The sequence below is a fragment of the Paraburkholderia haematera genome (genome assembly GCF_905220975.1).
In the GTDB taxonomy this organism is placed as follows: domain Bacteria; phylum Pseudomonadota; class Gammaproteobacteria; order Burkholderiales; family Burkholderiaceae; genus Paraburkholderia; species Paraburkholderia haematera.
In genome coordinates, this window is the sequence record NZ_CAJNBK010000013.1 from 65,053 (window position 1) to 81,657 (window position 16,605).

The window sequence follows — 16,605 nt, forward strand, 5'->3', positions numbered from 1 at the left end:
ATGGCTACCTTTGCATTCCCTCTGCACCTGCGTCTCACGCTGCTCAGCGGCGCCGCACTGGCCCTCGCCGCCTGCTCGTTCGGCCCGAGCGGCGAGCCGCCCGCGATGCCGCAACCGGCCCACTACGGCGCCGAAGCGCAGCCGGCGCAGACCGTGCCCGCACAAGGCGTCACCCAGCAATTCGTGGTCGGCGCGAAGCCCGTGCCCGAATGGTGGAAGCTTTATCAATCGGAGGCGCTGAATGCGCTGGTCGACGAAGGCTTGCGCAACAGCCCGACGCTTGCCGCGACCGACAGGAGCCTCGCCGCGGCGCGCGAGCAACTGCGCGCGCAGATTGGCAGTTCGCTGCTGCCGACCATCGACGCCGGCGGCCAGGCCACCCGCAATCGTGCGCTGGCGATCCCCGAGGCCGGTCCGAATACGTTCCTGTACAACATCTTCGTCGGTCAATTGCAGGCGCACTATACGCTCGACCTGTTCGGCGCCTCGCGTCTCGCCGATACCGCGCTCGCGGCTCGCGTGAATGTGCAGGCCTATCAGTTCGATGCCGCGCGCCGCGCGCTGGCTGCCAACATCGTGACGGCGACGATCACGAGTGCGGCATTGCATGCACAGATCGACACGACCGAGCGGCTCGTGACGCTTGCCAACGATCAGGCGCGCGACACACAACGGCGCTACCTCCTGGGCGCCGTCTCGCACGCCGATCAGTTGAGCGCGCAACAAAGTGCGGCGAGTCTGTCCGCGAGTTTGCCGGGTTTGAAGCAGCAATGGCTGACGACGCGCCATGCCCTGGCGGTACTGCTCGGCCGCACCCCGGACACGGCCCCGGACGACCTCGATCTTGCGCAACTGCACGTGCCTGAGCAGGTGCCCGTCGTAGTGCCATCCGAGCTGCTACGCACCCGGCCCGACATCCAGGCAGCGGACGCCGCCCTGAAGGCCGCGGCGGCCGACGTCGGCGTCGCGACCGCGCAGATGTTCCCGAGTCTTTCGCTGAGTGCATCGATGGGCCAAGGCGGCTTTAGCTGGCCGGTGGCGCTATCCGGCGCCGGGGCCATCTGGAGCCTTGGCGCGTCGCTGTCGCAACCGCTGTTTCACGGCGGCGCCCTGTTCGCACAGCGCCGCGCGGCGGTCGACACCTACGACGCCACGGTTTCGCAGTACAAGCAGACTGTGCTGACCGCGTTCCAGAACGTCGCCGATACACTTGCAGCGTTGCAGCACGACACGCAATCGCTCGACGCGGCGAGCATTGCCGCGCGCTCGGCGCAAGGAATATTTGACGAGACATCGGGACGGTACCGGCTGGGTGCGTTACCGATTGCGTCGACACGGACGAGTGAGCAGCAGTTCCGCAACGCGCAGCTTGACGAGATCCGTTACACGAGCGCGCGGCTGACGGACACTGCGGCCTTATTCCAGGCGATGGGAAATCCGCCATTGGAGCCGGGACCCTCCGCGACGGCATCGGCATCGGCGGTTCCAGCGTCGAGCGTGGGGGTATCCAACTAAACCTGGGATTCCGTACTGACGGCAGCGGAGTTATCCCCAGTTTATGTTGACAGGGCTGTTGATAACTCCGGGGCTACGCGCTTAAGTGCTTGATGCGGATCGGTTTGTTGCTTGCGGTGCGGGCGAACGCAGGGGTGATCGACCGGGCAGTTTGCGGGGATGGGCGTATTGCGGGGGAGAGACGTTATCCACAGATTTTGTGGAGAGGCGTGTTGATAACACCTGGACATCCACCGTAAGTCGTTGAATGCGCAACGGAATCGGACGTAGATATTACGGACGCAGCCCACAGCGAATGGCCATGTGAGGTACCGCCTCGGCGCGCGCAGCGCCGCCGGAAGAATGACGCCTTTGTCACTGACGCGGAGTGCGCGAGAACACGGATTCCAGATGCACCACTACCGTGGCTGCGCGGGGGACCCGCTTAAAAATTAGCGGTTTGAGCCGCTTTCTTTTGCCTACTTTTCTTTGCGGCAGGCAAAGAAAAGTAGGTGCCGCCCCGCACAGGGGCAACGCAAATAGACCACTAACAAAACAAGGAAAGGCCAACACCATAAAAACACAGCCCCCCAAGCGCCACGCGCAAAAAACCCCGATCAATAAACCCCAGCCTCCCCCACAGGCCGATTCTTAAACCGCTTATGCACCCAATAATATTGATCAGGAATCCGTCGCACTTGCGTCTCGAGGAACTCGGTAATCCGCCGTGCGTCAACCGTCACATCATCCGAAGGAAAATCGCTTAGCGCATCAAAAATGGTGAGCTTATAGCCACGATAATCCGGCAACACTTCAGTCACAAACGGCACCACCCGCGCATTGCCGGCCTTGGCCATCCGCGAAACAGAAGTCAGCGTGCAAGCCGGCACGCCAAAAAACGGCACAAACACCGAATCCCGTAGCCCAAAATCCATATCGGCAGCCAGCATCACCGGCGTACCATCACGCAAGGCACGCAAAGCCTTCCGCACACTATCGCTACGCGGAATCATCTCCGTGCCGAAACGCGCCCGTTGCCGCTTGGCCATCGCATCGAGCAAAAGATTCGACATCGGCGTATACAGCGACGCAACCGGATGCCGCGTCGAATACATCATGCAACCCGCTTCGATGCCGACAAAATGGAAGCCGACAAAAATCGTCGGCTTGCCTTCCATATCGTTGAGATCAATCGCACTCTCCACTTCGACAAGACGCGCCAGCGCCTGCGCATTGCCGAACCATTGCGGACCGCGCTCGACATAGCTGCGGATCACATGACCGAAATGCGCGCGCGCGAGGCGTTCACGCGCCTCGTCGCTCATGTCGGGAAAACATAGCTTCAGATTGGTATGCACGACGCGCCGGCGCGCGCTGGGAATCCGGTACAACAACGCACCGATGCCAGTGCCGATACGCGCGACAACGCCGTACGGCAGGAAGGCAAACGCACGCAGCAGAGCTGTCATCAGACAGATGAGAATTCGACTTTTCACGCGGTAAAAACCCGGTGGATGCTAGATGACAAACACGCCGGCCGCGGCAACCTGATAGTTGCCACGGGCGAAGTGGCAAGCGCGCGCGTCAAACGGGTCTTGCGCGGCGCGACTTTCGAAGGTGGCTGCCTCGCTCGAGGCGAGACAACACGGCGCTGGAGGCTGATACCTCTTAGGACTCGAGCGTCCCTATAAGACCCAATATGGACTCAATATTATAAAAGCGCCACAGACGTGATTAAAACACACCGCGGAAGGTGGGCACAAAAACTGCTGGCGGGGCTTACCCGAATAGCGCTGCCCCATCCGCGCCAGGCAGCGATTTCCCTGCCCTTTCAGAAACTTGCGTGTGCGGCCTGGACAAGCCGCACACACTCGTTACGCCCCTGGCTGGCTCCCCGAAGGAAGTCCCCTTTGGGGATTGGGGATATCAAGGCTTGTTCGTCTCGAACAGATCCATGATCTGCTTCTTTTCATTCGACGAGACGCTCGGCGGCGGCACCGCTGGCGGTGTCATACCCGCCGGCCCCACGCCGCCCACCGCGTCGCTCGCGCCGGCAGTCGGATTCGACGAATCGAGACCGATGCTGGCCACGAAACCGTTGCCCGGCGTCATGTCGGTGTAGAACAGTTCGCCGTCGACCGCGGTCACGCCGTCCGGCTGCGCGGGCTCGCCTTGCGGCACGCCGCGCAGCGCGCGCTGCATGTACTCGACCCAGATCGGCAACGCGAGCTGTGCACCGAACTCGCGGCTGCCGAGGCTCTTCGGCTGGTCGTAACCCATCCACGCCACCGCCACCAGCGATTGCTGATAACCGGCGAACCAGCCGTCCTTCGCGTCGTTGGTCGTACCCGTCTTGCCCTGCAAGTCCGAACGATGCAGCACGTTGGTACCCGCGCCCGTGCCGGCCGTGGCCACCGAATGCAGCAGGCTGTTCATGATGTACGCGTTACGCGGTTCGAGCGTGCGCGGCGCATCGCGGCCGGCAGTCAGCGGCTGTGCCTTGGAAAGCGGCTCGCCGCGTGCATCCGTCACCTCGCTGATCAGATACGGATTGATGCGGTAGCCGCCGTTCGCGAACACCGAGTAGGCGCCCGCCGATTGCAGCGGCGTGACGAGGCCGGCGCCGAGCGCCAGCGGCAGATACGGCGGAGTCTTGTCGGCGTCGAAACCGAAACGCTGCGTGACGAAATCTTGCGCGTACTTGGTGCCGATGAACGACAGGATGCGGATCGACACCAGATTCTTCGACTTCTGCAACGCAAGGCGCATCGGCATCGGACCGTCCGGCTGGTCGTCGTCCTTCGGCTCCCAGGCGTCGCCGCCCGGCGCGCTCGGCGGGAAGTACAGCGGCGCGTCGTTGATGATCGTGGCCGGTCCGATCCCCTTGTCGAGCGCGGCCGAATAGATGAACGGCTTGAAGCTCGAACCCGGCTGGCGCCACGCCTGCGTGACGTGGTTGAACTTGTTCTTGTTGAAGTCGAAGCCGCCCACCAGCGCGCGAATCGCGCCGTCCTGCGGAGTGAGCGAAACCAGGGCGCCTTCCACTTGCGGAAGCTGCGTGATCTGCCAGTTGCCGTTCTGGTCGGCAACGAGGCGCACGATCGAGCCTGGCTTGATCTTCGTGGCGGCCGCCGCGCGCGCGGAGAGCGCGCCCGCTGCAAAGCGCAGGCCGTCACCGCTGATCGTCACCTCGGTGCCGTCCACCAGTTGCGCCTTCACCTGCTTCGGATTCGCGTCCGTCACCACGGCGGCGATGATTTCGCCGTTGTCGGGGTGATCGGTGAGTGCGTCGTCGATAGTCTGATCGCGGTCGTCGCCCGGAGCGGGCAGTTGCACGAAGCCTTCCGGTCCGCGATAGCCGTGGCGCCGTTCGTAATCCATCACGCCCTTGCGCACCGCGCGATAGGCGGCGTCCTGGTCGGCGGAATCGATCGTGGTGGTGACGTTCAGGCCGCGCGTATAGGTTTCATCCTTGTACTGCGCGTACATCATCTGGCGAACCATTTCGGCGATGTACTCGGCATGCACGCTGTATTCGTTACCAGAATTTTTGGTGTGAATCTCTTCCTTGACGGCCTGGTCGTACTGATCCTGGCTGATGTATTTCAGTTCGAGCATGCGCTTCAGAATGTATTCCTGACGAATCTTCGCGCGCTTCGGATTGACCACCGGGTTGTAGGCGGACGGCGCCTTCGGCAAGCCCGCCAGCATCGCGGCTTCAGCCAGCGTGATGTCTTTCAGATCCTTGCCGAAATACACGCGTGCGGCCGCGGCAAAACCGTACGAGCGCTCGCCCAGATAAATCTGGTTCATGTAGACCTCAAGGATCTGATCCTTGGTCATCGCGCGCTCGATCTTGTACGCCAGCATCATTTCGTAAATCTTGCGCGTGTAGGTCTTCTCGCTCGAGAGGAAGAAGTTACGCGCCACCTGCATGGTGATCGTGCTCGCCCCCTGCGAGGCGCCGCCATGCGTGATGTCGGAAATACCCGCGCGCAAAATGCCGACGAAGTCCACGCCGCCGTGCTCGTAGAAGCGATAGTCCTCGATCGCGAGCACCGCCTTCTTCATCTGATCGGGAATGTCCTGGAAGCGCACGATGCTGCGCCGTTCTTCGCCGAACTCGCCGATCAACACGTGATCCGCGGTGTAGACGCGCAACGGCACCTTCGGGCGATAGTCGGTCAACGCGTCGAGCGACGGCAATTGCGGCCCCATGACCACGAGCGCGTAACCGACGATCAGCGCGCCCACCACGGCGACAGTGGCCAGCAGGCCGACGAACCAGATGGCGATGGCCCCACCGATCGACCGGCGGCCGGCCTCGGCGTCGCGCGAAGCAGCGTTGCGTCCTGGAGTGCGGTGGTAGGCGTTCCGGTCTTCACCGGCCGGAGAATTTGAAGAATGCGGTCGTTTGATGATTGGCATGACTGGAATAGTGGGCGCGTCACTGCAAGCGGGCTGCATGAGGCGCAAAGCACCGCGCGGCCCTTACGCCCCCGGGCGGCCGCACGGCACGCCCAGAGCATCGTCCGGCGCAACGTAACAGCGCATTTTAAAGAAATCAAGCGCCGTCCAAGACAGTTTTTTTGTAAGAATTCCCTTCGTGTGATGTCGCGACAGTAGATCGCGGCAGTCAGACAAGTGCCCGGCGCCGCCTGCCGGGGTTATCCCCAGAAAATGTTGAAAGGCCTGTGGACAAGCCCGCCGGAAACGCTACAACTCCTTGATGTCACGGGATTTTCATGTCGCGCCCGTTCCGCATCGGTGCAACTCGTCATATGATGGACTCGGCGCGCGAGTCGTCACCGGCGCGCGCGACGGCGTACACCAAATACACGCCTTGAACCGCCAATGCTAACAAGTATGCGAGCCGACCATGAACAAGCCCAGCGAACGCATCGTCGTATTTGTCACGGCCGCGCAGAAACGCGCGATAGCCGCCACCGCCGAAGACCTGGGCATTAGTGTCAGCGAACTGATGCGCCGCGCGGTGTTGAGCTTCGGTGCCACCAGCGAGCAGGTGAAGGCGGCCAGCATCGTCGACCGGTTGCGTGCGCCGCGCGCGCCGGATGCGCTCGACGCGGCGCTGCAGCGTGTCGCGCGCGGCACGCGCCATGCCCGGGCGGCGCTCCCGCCGGCCTTGCAAACCCACGGTGATAACGAAGCCCCCGCACCGGCGCAAAGCGCGGCCGCATCGCAAGCGGATGCATTGCTGGGCACACCTGCGGGTGCGAGCCCAGGGCCATTGCTGCCGGCCGGTGTCATGGCCGCGCTCACCGCTACCGCCGAGGAAATAGAAGCCGCTGCGGCAGCCGAAGCCGTGGCGCGCGTCGCCGCTGCCAAAGCAGCGTCCATTGCGGACTCGGCGCCGAAACCGGGCGATGTGGAAGCGCCATTGCGCAACGTGTTGAAGCGCCCGCGCGCCGGCGCCGCGCGGGACGAGGACGATCCGCAAAGCGATCCGAGCACGGAAGGCGGCCGCTTCGCCTGAATCGAATGCTGCGCGGCCAAACGGCGTGGGCCGCCGCGCATCGACTTGCATCGAAGTACGGCGGCCAAAGCGCAGGCACACCCCCCACGTGCCTCGCCTGTTCACATGCGCGACACCCGTCGCGCGGACACTCGCGCTCGGATGCCCGCCGCGCTCAAAGCGGGCAATCGCGTCATCGCGCCCTTTAAGACGGTTTTAAGAGTATGCGTGGTGTAATATCCGCGAGCGGCTGAATGATGCACCGCGCGTTTTAACTGCCGAGGCTGTTTGCAAAACGCTGTTTGCAATTCAGTTTCAAAAACGTAAATTTACGGCGCCGCTATTGCAATTGGCGAACGCGCCCCTAAATCCGGTCCGAACGTTGCGCAGCTTCTCGCGCAGCGGCGTAAAGTAGCATTTGAAAGCAGTTAAAGCGCGTGGGAATTATTCAGCGCCGATTTCATTCTTTGGAGGTTTTCATGTCGCTTTTTGACAGCATTTCGCGCACGCTTAAAGGTCTCCTGAACGACGCAGCCGATTCCGTGCAAGACCCGTCGCGCGATTCGCGCCAGATCGTGCGCGAACTCGACGAGAGCATCGCTAAAGCCGAGAACTCGCTGATCGAGATTCAGGCGCAAGTCGCCACGCAGCAAAGCAAGCGCGACGTTGCCGCCGACAAGGCCAAGAAATACGAAGACGGCGCGAAGCGCGCGCTGCAATCCGGCGACGAAGCGCTCGCGCGCGAAGCCCTCGGTGCGCAAGCCACGGCCGAAGCCGAGCGCGATGCGCTGGCGAGAGAACTGACCACGCTGGAGCCGTCGGTTGATCAATTGAAGAGCCAGATCGACGACATGCGTACGCGTCGTAACGACCTGAACGCGCGCTCGAACATTCTGCAAGCCAAGCAGCAGATCGCCCAGGCTAAAGATGTCGCAGCCACCGCGCTGGGCGGTATCGGCGGCAAGAATCTGTCCGAAGATTTCCAGAAGCTGGAAGACAAGGTTGCGTTGTCGAATGCCCGTTCCGACGCGCGCCTGAATACGGCCGACGTGAAGAGCGGCAAGGCGCTCGACGACAAGCTCGCGGATCTGAGCCGCGGCCCGTCCGTCGAAGATCGTCTCGAAGCGTTGAAGAAGCAGATCAACACGCCTGCCCAGTAATTGTGTCAGCAGTGAAGACCGGCTGCCGCGACAAGCGCAGCCGGTCTGCCGGGCCACCGGAGCGCCGGCCGCCGGAGTGCCGGCCACCGGAGCGCCGGCCGCCGGAGTGCCGGCCACCGGAATCGACTGAAGGAGACGGGTGCACCGCACCCGGTCCGTAAATGAAAAAATTTCTCGCAAGCGCATTCGCCTCACTGATGTTCGTGTCTGCCGCGGCGTTCGCTGTGCCGACGGTCCAGCAGATCGAATCCGCCATGGCGCAAGGCAACTGGCAGCAGGCTGACGCCGGTTTGAGCGAAGTGCTGCAGGCGCATCCGAACAATGCGCGCGCGCACTATCTGTACAGCCAGGTGCTCGATCGCGAAGGCCGTTCTGCCGACGCCCTCGCCCAGGTGCAACAGGCCAAGACGCTCGACCCGCAAATCCGCTTCACCGACCCGACCCGCTTCGCGCAAACCGAAGCGCGGATCCGCAAGAACGCGGAACGTGCCGGCGCCGCCGGCGGCAACACCACCACTCGCGCGGCCAATCCGTTCGTGCAGCAGAATTCGCCGACCGTGCAGCAGCAGTCGGCGATGATCCCGCAAGCGCCGCAACGGCACGGTCCTGGCATCGGCATGTGGGTCGGCATCCTGGTGCTGATCGGCGTGATCGCGCTGGTGCTGCGCTGGACATTGCGTCGCGCCCGCTCGCAAGACGATTCGCGCGCCGAGGACGATCGTCGTGTGCAGCTCAAGCGCGCAACCGAGATGCTCAACGCCGTGCGCTCGTTGAAGCTCGACGTGAAGCTCTCCACCTTGCCAGGTCATGAGGCGCTGGAGAAGGAAGTCGAATCGACCGAAGAGCAATTGCGCGGCCTCGTCGAAACCCTGTCGAACAGCAAGAATCCGGTGCCGCCGTATCAGCTCGACGAACTGGAGCAACGAATCGGCAGCATGCGCGCGCGCGCCGAGGGGCGTCCCGATCCGTATGCCGCACCGGCAGCCGCCACGCAGCAATCGCCTTATGCGCAGGAAGCCGAGCGTTTCGGCAACCCGCCGCAGGCGCCCTATCCGCAGCAGCAGCCGCAGGTTATCGTGCAACAAGGTGGTGGCGGTTTCGGCGGCGGCATGGGCGGTCTGCTGACCGGCGTGCTGCTCGGCGAGGCACTGAATTCCGGGCGTGATCGCGTCGTGGAGCGCGAGGTTATCGTCGATGACGAAGCGCGCCGCCGAGGCGGTGACGGCGGCAACGGCGGCGGCCTCGACTTCGGCCAGGGCTCGAACGACTGGAGCGACAACAGCGGCGGTGGCGTCGACCTGGGCAGTAACGACGACTCCGGCGGCTGGAGCGATACCTGAGCAACGCAGCACTAATTTGCTTGAGATGCAGCTAATCAAACGCTGAACAATCAGGCTGCAATGAAAACAGGCTCCTGCACGGAGCCTGTTTTTTTATGCCGATTCCCTTTCCATTTCTCTTCAGGCCCTCACTGACGCAGGCGCCCTCGCCGGCTCATGTTGCGCCAGCAGCACCGAACCCGCGAACAGCCGGACGATGAAACGCTCCGAATACGCGATCAGCGCTTCCTGGCGCGCCGCATCCCCTTCGATATACTCCGCCGACAGATGAAACAGCTGCAGCACGATCTGCGTGCAGACTTCATCGACGGTGGCGCGAGCGAGCGTCGGCATCAGCGCCAACTGCACGACGTCGTCCGCCATTTCCGCCGACACCTCGTGCAGATTCGCCCGCACCGCTTCACGCAGCGCCCGCGAGGTGCCGTGATACTCGGCCAGCGCGCTCAGAAACGCCTCGCGATTCTCGAGCGCAAACGCAAAGAACGCCACACACGCGCGACGCGGCACGCTTTGTGGTTCGTCGTGCGCGGCCAGCCAGCGCTCGCGCCGCAGCATCGGCCGCAAGCGGCGGCTCACCGATTCGACCGCCTCGCGCGCCAGGTCGTCGAGTGTGTCGAAGTGGCGGTAGAACGTGTTGGGATTCAGCCCCGCCTCGCGCGCCAGTTCACGCAGGCCGAGACTTGCGAAGCTGCGCCCGCCCGCGGTCAGACGCAATGCGGCTTCGATCAGTTTGCGCTTGCCGGGCGCGAGGTCCTGCCCGGCAACAGCGCCATGGCCGGCGGCGGACGGCGCTTCAGGTACGGGGTTCATGAGCATTCAGTCACAGCGCGGCTCGCGCGTTTAATAGTCGTACTCTAAACGATCTTGACGCGACGTGTACAGTTGTCTACCCTGCGCGTTATGCGAGTGTAGACATATGTAGACACCCGAATTTTGCCTATCTCCGGAGACCCGCCGTGACGCCTGCATCATCCGCCCAACCCGCCGCGCCACGCATTGCCATTGTCGGCAGCGGGTTTGCGGGCATTGGCATGGCGATCCGTCTTCTGCGAATGGGCATGACGTCGTTCACGGTCTACGAGGCGGCCGGCGATATTGGCGGCACATGGCGCGACAACACCTATCCCGGCGCGGCCTGCGATGTGCCGTCGCATCTGTATTCGTTTTCGTTCGAGCCGAATCCCGCGTGGTCGCGTGCGTTCGGCGGCCAGGCGGAGATCTTCGCGTACCTCAAGCATTGCGCGCGCAAATACGGCGTCGATCGCCATGTGCGTTGCAATGCGCGCGTGGCCTCGGCCCGTTTCGACGAAACGCGGCAAACCTGGCAAGTCGAGATCGAATCGAACGGCACACGCGAAAGCATCGAGGCCGATGTGGTGATCGCGGCAAGCGGTCCGCTATCGCGGCCGGCCATGCCGCAGATCGCGGGGCTCGACAGTTTCGAAGGCAAGCTGTTTCATTCGGCGCGCTGGGACCATGACTATCCGCTCGAAGGCAAGCGTGTCGCAGTGATCGGCACGGGCGCCAGCGCGATCCAGTTCGTGCCGCGGATCCAGCCGCGCGTCGCGCGCCTCGAGCTGTTCCAGCGCACCGCGCCGTGGATCATGCCGAAGCCGGACAAGCCGGTCGGTCCGCGCGCGCATTGGCTGTTCCGCCATCTGCCGTTCACGCAGCGCTTCGTGCGCAATACGATCTACTGGCAGCTCGAATCGCGCGCGATTGCGTTCGTCGTCAATCCGAAACTGATGAAATTGCCGATGAAGTTCGGCCTGAGCTACCTGGAGCGGCGCGTCAAGGACCCCGCGCTGCGCGCCAAGGTGACGCCGAACCACCGGCTCGGCTGCAAGCGCGTGTTGCTGTCGAGCGATTACTATCCGGCGCTTGGTCAGCCGAACGTCGACGTGGTGACGAGCGGCATCCGTGAAATCGTCGCCGGCGGCATCGTGACCGACGACGGCGCGCACCACCCGGCCGACGCGATCATCTGCGGCACGGGTTTTCAGGTCAACGACGTGGGCGCGCCATTCGAGGTGACCGGGCTCGACGGCGCGGATCTCGGCGCGATGTGGCTGCGCGACGGGCCGGAGGCCTACCTCGGCACCAGTGTCGCCAACTTCCCGAACTTCTTCATGATCGTTGGCCCGAACACTGGGCTCGGTCACAACTCGATGATCTACATGATCGAGTCGCAAGTGCGGTACATCGCGGATTGCCTGCGCGTATTGCGCCGACGCGAGGCGCGCACGATGACCCTGCGGCCGGACGTCCAGCGCGATTTCAATGACCGTCTGCAAAGGCAGATGCAGCACTCCGTGTGGGTCAGCGGCTGCCATAGCTGGTATCAGACGAAGAGCGGCAAGGTCACCGCGTTGTGGCCGGGCTTCACATTCAGCTTTCGCAAACGCACGCGGCGTGTACGGCCGCGCGATTATCGTTTTGCGCCTTGAAGCGCCTTGATGCGCCTTGAAACCGCGTGGGGCGGTTGAGGGACCGCTCGCAATGCGCAGGCCGAGGATGAGACGGATGCGATCTAACTCGAACTAAAGGGAGACAACAACCATGGCAAGCATCGAATCCGCGACATCCGCATCAACAGCACCGCTGCCGCCCCGCTCGCTCGCCGCGCGCCTCGGCATCACCAGCGTGCCGCGCGCCGAATTGCAGCGGCGCTACACACAGAGCGGTTCGAAGTTCGTCAAAATCATGGGCGCCGACGTGCACTACGTCGACGAAGGCAGCGGCGACACGATCGTGATGATTCACGGTTTCGCCTCTTCGTTGCATACATGGAATCGCGTCGCGGACGAACTCAAGCGCGAGCATCGCGTGATCCGCCTCGACCTGCCGCCGTTCGGCGTGACCGGGCCGCTGCGCTCCAGCGCCGGCGAAATCGAAACGATGAACCTGCCCACCTACCGGCGTTTCATCGACACGTTCATGCAGGCACTCGGCATTTCGCGCGCGACGCTGATCGGCAACTCGCTCGGCGGCCTGATTTCGTGGGATTACGCCGTGCGCCATCGCGATGCCGTCGAACGGCTCGTCCTGATCGACTCGGCCGGTTTTCCAATGAAGCTGCCCATTTACATCGGTCTCTTCAATAGCGCGCTGGTGCGGGTCAGTTCGCCGTGGTGGCTGCCCGAAGCCATTATCAGGAGCGCGGTGCGCAACGTGTATGGCGATGCGCGCAAGCTCGATGCGGTGACGCTGCGGCGTTACATCGAATTCTTCCACGGCGAAGGCACGCGCGCGGCAATCGGCAAGATGGTGCCGACGCTCGACTTCAAGGACGTCGACACCGACGTGCTGAAGACGCTCAAGGTGCCGTCGCTGATCCTGTGGGGGGCGAAAGATCGCTGGATCCCAACTGCGCACGCGGCTGAATTTGCGAGCCGCATTCCAGGCGCGAAATCCGTGATGTACCCAGGGCTCGGCCACATTCCGATGGAAGAAGCGCCCGAGCGCGTGATGACCGATCTGCGCGCGTTTCTCGGCACGAACGCCGTCGTAGCGCCCGTGACCGAAGACACGCGCCGCGCGCAAGTCTGACCGTGGCCGATTGCGCGGGGTGCGCTCAACCGCCCCCGAGCAAGCGCAGCAGTCCCCACAGGAATTTGCAGAGCAGTACGATCAGCTCCCACAGGTGATAGAGCTGCTGCCAACCTGAAACGCGTGCGAAGGAGTCAATCATGGCTGGCTGGTAGGAAAACGAATGGCGGCGGGCTTGCACGGCGAGTACACATCATAACGACTGCGGGATACCCCGTATCAAGTCGAACGAAAGTGTGCCGTCAATGCATTGAGAAGACGCGGCATCCGCACCGGGTGACCGCGCTAATCGATTGCACCCAATCGAACCCAACCGCACCAATCGCACCCACCGCGCCATGAAGGAGACGGGTATGTCGCGTTTCAGCTTTCGCCGGGCCGGCCGTTCACAAACGGTCGTCGGCGATATTGCCGCGCAAGCCGGCAAACTGGGAATTGAAATCTGCGACGTATCGGGACACGTCGAAGAAGTTGCCGCACGCGTGCAGCATCAGGCACAGGTATGCCGCGCACTGCGCGAATCCGCCGCACAGACGCTGGCGGGCAATCATCGCATTGCCACTGCCGCGCGCCAAATGCGCAGCGTGTCGGCTGAAGCCGCAACTGGCGTGCAGGCGTCGCAGCAGACATTGGAGGCATCGCTCGCCGACATCCACGGGCTGGTGGAAGGCGTCACGGTGATCGAGAGCCAGATTGGCGCGTTGCGTAGCGCGTTGGCCCATGTGAGCCGCGTCTCCGAGGAGATTTCGCTGATTGCCCGCCAGACGCATTTGCTGGCGCTGAACGCAGCGATCGAAGCCGCCCGCGCCGGCGACTCCGGCAAGAGTTTCGCGGTGGTGGCAGCCGAGGTGAAGAACCTGTCGGCGAAGACCGCGCAGGCGACGGGCCAGATCGAGACGACGCTGGCGCAGCTCACCCAGCAGACCGAGAAATTGATCAGCGAGGGCTCGGTGAACACGGCGCGCGCGCACCGCGTACGCGAAGGCACCCGCAAGATTGGCGACGTCGTGCATGCGACGGGCGATGCGATTACGCAGCTCAACGATGAGGCCGGGCAGATCGCCGCTTTGACCGGCGAGATCGAAACGCAATGCAACGGGCTTGAGGCGCAGGTGCTGGAGATGGCGAGCGGTGTCGAAGATTCGAGCGAGAACTTTGTCCAGGCGAAGGACCGGCTGGGAAATTTGCTCGGCGTGTCTGAGACGTTGATCGAGTTGACTGCGGCAACGGGAGTAGAGACGAGCGATACGCGGTTTATCGACGCCGTGCAGCAGGCCGCGGCCTCGGTGAGCAAGACATTCGAAACGGCCGTTGCCCGGGGCGAAGTGTCGATCGAGGATCTGTTCGATCAGCACTATGTGCCCATTGCGGGGAGCAATCCGGCTCAGTTCGTTACCCGGTTTACCGCTTTTACCGACCGGGTCTTGCCCGCTCTTCAGGAGCCGTTACTCGGACTCGATCCACGCGTCGCGTTTTGTGCTGCTGTCGATGCGCGCGGTTATCTGCCTACGCATAATCTGAAGTTTTCTTTGCCGCAGCGCGAGGATGGGGTCTGGAATATGGCCAATTGCCGGAATCGGCGGATGTTCGACGATCGCACCGGGATTGCGGCTGCTACGCATGTCAAGAAATTCTTGCTGCAAACGTATCGCCGCGATATGGGCGGTGGGCAGTTTGTTTTGATGAAAGATGCATCGGCACCCGTGTTTGTTGCCGGGCGGCATTGGGGTGCGGTTCGGATCGGCTATAAGGTTTGAGGGATTCCGCCTGCGCGACCCGTGCCTGTCTGTATGCCTGCGGCATTGGCCTTTCCAGGTTCAAGTCAAGGAAGGGCCAACGCCGTCCGTTCACAATCAAAACGCGCAGCAAAGGCCCCCGTTAATCCTCATCATCCGTCCAGGGAATATCCACATCGGAAATAAAGGCCACCGTTGCAAACGGCCCGCCATCCTGACGTCCGATCTTTCCATCTGCCCGCTGCCATTCGACCCTGAACACCGTGGCAGGATCGTCGGCAATCAACCTGACCGTTCGAACTTCGTCCGGATCGGCTTCCTCGACGGGACCGTCGAGCGAGACCTGTAATTCCTGTGGCCATAGCCCGTCGGCGGGATCGTAAATCTTGTCGCCGTCCGGAATCAGTGTGAATGCCTCTACACCGATGGTGGCCGATGCCTCGACAATCATCTTGCCCAACGCGCGCAGCAACGCAGTTGCCCGCGCCGAGTTGGCCTGGCGAATTGCAAGATCCCCGCGCGTCAGAGCCTGCTCAAGTTTTGGGTTTGTTTTTTGTTGCGCCATTCGATGTCCTGAGTCCTATTGCTCTGTTGTGGACGGCACGCCGATTCTTTGCGCGCCGCGCTCCATTTTTTCGGGCTGAATCCTACCACTGGTGTGGGCCGCAGCCTCGCGAGCCGCACAGGAGATGCCGTACAGCCCGTCCCGTCCCCACAGTTTAGGACGTGATTCGCCGTCCGGCAGGGAGATTTGCCTTTCAAAACGATCAAAGTGTCCGGCCGCGCTTTCGAGCCGTCTTCGGCACTGCAGCATCCGCAGGCTTCGCGCCGCCGATTTCCGCGATCAGATGGTCGCGGAACGCCTTCACGGACGGCGGCAACTCCCGTCCGGCCATCGTCTGCACCTGAATGCTGCGCTGGCGCATCTGCGGGTGCGTCAACGGTATCGCGACGAAGCCGTCGCCGGCGTAACGGTCGCGTACCGACAGCAGCCCCGTGAACATGATCGCCCCGGATTTCTGCGCGTAGCGGTACATCGCGCCGCTATTGTTGCAGGTGAGATCCGGCTCGAGCAGCACGCCTTCGAGCGCGCAGGTGATGTCGATCAACTGCCGGATCGTCGTGCCCGGCTCCGGCAGCACCAGCGGATAGCGCCGCAAGTCGGCAAGCGACACCCGCGCCCGCATGGCCAGCGGATGATCGGCGCGCAACAGCGCCAGCACGGGGGCGCGCTCGGTGTGTTCGACCTTGACGCCCTTTTCCGGCGCGAGACTGAACGTCAGCGCGAGATCGGCATCGCCATCGCGCACCCGGCGAGTCGCCTCGCCCGGCGGCACCACGGAGAGCGTGAAGTCGATTCCCGGATAGTGGCTGCGGAACGCCGCCATGGCACCGGGCAGGAAGTCCGCGGCGAAACCCTCCGAGCTCGCGACCTTGATCATGCTGCCGTGCAACGCCTCGAGGCCGCCGATCTCCTTCATCACGTGCTCCGCTTCGAGCAGGCTGCGCTGCGCGTAGGCAAGCAGACGCTCGCCCGCTTCGGAAAGCGACATGCCGCGCGGCCGGCGCTCGAACAGCGCGACGCCGAGCTCGCTTTCGAGCCGCGCGATCTGCCGGCTGATCGCCGAAACCGCCACATGCAGCCGCGCGGACGCGTCGCTGATCGAGCCGGTGCGAGCCACTTCAACGAAGTAGCGCAATGCGATGCCGTGCAATGAAAGAGCCATGAGCGATGCCTATGCGGGTGAACGCGCGAGCGTATGCGGCTGTGTCCGGAGGTGCTTAAGCTTTGCCTTTTCGGCAACGCAAGCTTCGAAAGACGATCATTGTGACAAAAATAACGGCCTCCTAGA

At 63.1% G+C, this 16,605-nt stretch carries 12 protein-coding genes; 7 read left to right on the top strand and 5 right to left on the bottom strand.

The genetic code is table 11. The features are described from left to right. Positions 1–1,515 carry an efflux transporter outer membrane subunit gene (locus KHO23_RS21650; RefSeq protein ID WP_211613282.1) on the top strand — a complete coding sequence of 505 codons (1,515 nt, stop codon included), beginning with the start codon at positions 1–3 and terminating at the stop codon, positions 1,513–1,515. A gap of 596 nt (positions 1,516–2,111) precedes the next feature. On the opposite strand, the gene KHO23_RS21655 is transcribed toward KHO23_RS21650, so the two are convergent. Both KHO23_RS21655 and KHO23_RS21660 read right to left on the bottom strand, forming a co-directional pair. Continuing rightward, positions 2,112–2,990: a lipid A biosynthesis lauroyl acyltransferase gene (locus tag KHO23_RS21655; RefSeq protein WP_211613283.1), complete on the bottom strand. Its 879-nt coding sequence runs from the start codon at positions 2,988–2,990 to the stop codon at positions 2,112–2,114. 430 nt (positions 2,991–3,420) lie between these two features. After that, positions 3,421–5,922, bottom strand: coding sequence for a penicillin-binding protein 1A (locus KHO23_RS21660; RefSeq protein ID WP_211613284.1), 2,502 nt, complete (start codon positions 5,920–5,922; stop codon positions 3,421–3,423). A gap of 451 nt (positions 5,923–6,373) precedes the next feature. On the opposite strand from KHO23_RS21660, the gene KHO23_RS21665 reads away from it, so the two are divergent. The 3 genes from KHO23_RS21665 (at position 6,374) to KHO23_RS21675 (ending at position 9,467) form a co-directional block, all read left to right on the top strand. Beyond that, the gene (locus tag KHO23_RS21665; protein WP_211613285.1) at positions 6,374–6,988 is read left to right on the top strand and encodes a hypothetical protein; all 615 of its coding nucleotides are present in this window, start codon (positions 6,374–6,376) and stop codon (positions 6,986–6,988) included. Between the two features lie 458 nt (positions 6,989–7,446). After that, positions 7,447–8,127, top strand: coding sequence for a PspA/IM30 family protein (locus KHO23_RS21670; protein WP_211613286.1), 681 nt, complete (start codon positions 7,447–7,449; stop codon positions 8,125–8,127). Between the two features lie 161 nt (positions 8,128–8,288). Then, a complete protein-coding gene (locus tag KHO23_RS21675; RefSeq protein WP_211613287.1) occupies positions 8,289–9,467 on the top strand; it encodes a tetratricopeptide repeat protein in 1,179 nt (392 codons plus the stop codon). A gap of 120 nt (positions 9,468–9,587) precedes the next feature. Here KHO23_RS21675 and KHO23_RS21680 read toward each other — a convergent pair whose 3' ends face one another. Next, entirely contained in the window at positions 9,588–10,277 is a 690-nt protein-coding gene (locus KHO23_RS21680; protein WP_211613288.1) for a TetR family transcriptional regulator, read from the bottom strand. 146 nt (positions 10,278–10,423) lie between these two features. On the opposite strand from KHO23_RS21680, the gene KHO23_RS21685 reads away from it, so the two are divergent. The 3 genes from KHO23_RS21685 (at position 10,424) to KHO23_RS21695 (ending at position 14,773) form a co-directional block, all read left to right on the top strand. Beyond that, the gene (locus KHO23_RS21685) at positions 10,424–11,914 is read left to right on the top strand and encodes a flavin-containing monooxygenase (RefSeq protein ID WP_211613289.1); all 1,491 of its coding nucleotides are present in this window, start codon (positions 10,424–10,426) and stop codon (positions 11,912–11,914) included. 112 nt (positions 11,915–12,026) lie between these two features. Then, a complete protein-coding gene (locus KHO23_RS21690) occupies positions 12,027–13,016 on the top strand; it encodes an alpha/beta fold hydrolase (RefSeq protein ID WP_211613290.1) in 990 nt (329 codons plus the stop codon). A 353-nt stretch (positions 13,017–13,369) separates the two neighbouring features. Continuing rightward, a complete protein-coding gene (locus KHO23_RS21695; protein WP_211613291.1) occupies positions 13,370–14,773 on the top strand; it encodes a methyl-accepting chemotaxis protein in 1,404 nt (467 codons plus the stop codon). A gap of 121 nt (positions 14,774–14,894) precedes the next feature. Here the strand turns inward: KHO23_RS21695 and KHO23_RS21700 are convergent, their stop codons facing one another. Both KHO23_RS21700 and KHO23_RS21705 read right to left on the bottom strand, forming a co-directional pair. Continuing rightward, positions 14,895–15,317 carry a hypothetical protein gene (locus tag KHO23_RS21700; protein ID WP_211613292.1) on the bottom strand — a complete coding sequence of 141 codons (423 nt, stop codon included), beginning with the start codon at positions 15,315–15,317 and terminating at the stop codon, positions 14,895–14,897. A 202-nt stretch (positions 15,318–15,519) separates the two neighbouring features. Continuing rightward, on the bottom strand, positions 15,520–16,479 hold the full coding sequence (locus KHO23_RS21705) for a LysR family transcriptional regulator (protein WP_211613293.1): 960 nt from the start codon (positions 16,477–16,479) through the stop codon (positions 15,520–15,522). Positions 16,480–16,605: the final 126 nt, after the last annotated feature.

Bases quoted from the DNA above. Each gene is read 5' to 3' on its own strand.
- KHO23_RS21650 (WP_211613282.1), top strand. From the start codon at position 1: ATGGCTACCTTTGCATTCCCTCTGCACCTGCGTCTCACGCTGCTCAGC.
- KHO23_RS21660 (WP_211613284.1), bottom strand. From the start codon at position 5,922: ATGCCAATCATCAAACGACCGCATTCTTCAAATTCTCCGGCCGGTGAA.
- KHO23_RS21665 (WP_211613285.1), top strand. From the start codon at position 6,374: ATGAACAAGCCCAGCGAACGCATCGTCGTATTTGTCACGGCCGCGCAG.
- KHO23_RS21670 (WP_211613286.1), top strand. From the start codon at position 7,447: ATGTCGCTTTTTGACAGCATTTCGCGCACGCTTAAAGGTCTCCTGAAC.
- KHO23_RS21675 (WP_211613287.1), top strand. From the start codon at position 8,289: ATGAAAAAATTTCTCGCAAGCGCATTCGCCTCACTGATGTTCGTGTCT.
- KHO23_RS21680 (WP_211613288.1), bottom strand. From the start codon at position 10,277: ATGAACCCCGTACCTGAAGCGCCGTCCGCCGCCGGCCATGGCGCTGTT.
- KHO23_RS21690 (WP_211613290.1), top strand. From the start codon at position 12,027: ATGGCAAGCATCGAATCCGCGACATCCGCATCAACAGCACCGCTGCCG.
- KHO23_RS21695 (WP_211613291.1), top strand. From the start codon at position 13,370: ATGTCGCGTTTCAGCTTTCGCCGGGCCGGCCGTTCACAAACGGTCGTC.
- KHO23_RS21700 (WP_211613292.1), bottom strand. From the start codon at position 15,317: ATGGCGCAACAAAAAACAAACCCAAAACTTGAGCAGGCTCTGACGCGC.
- KHO23_RS21705 (WP_211613293.1), bottom strand. From the start codon at position 16,479: ATGGCTCTTTCATTGCACGGCATCGCATTGCGCTACTTCGTTGAAGTG.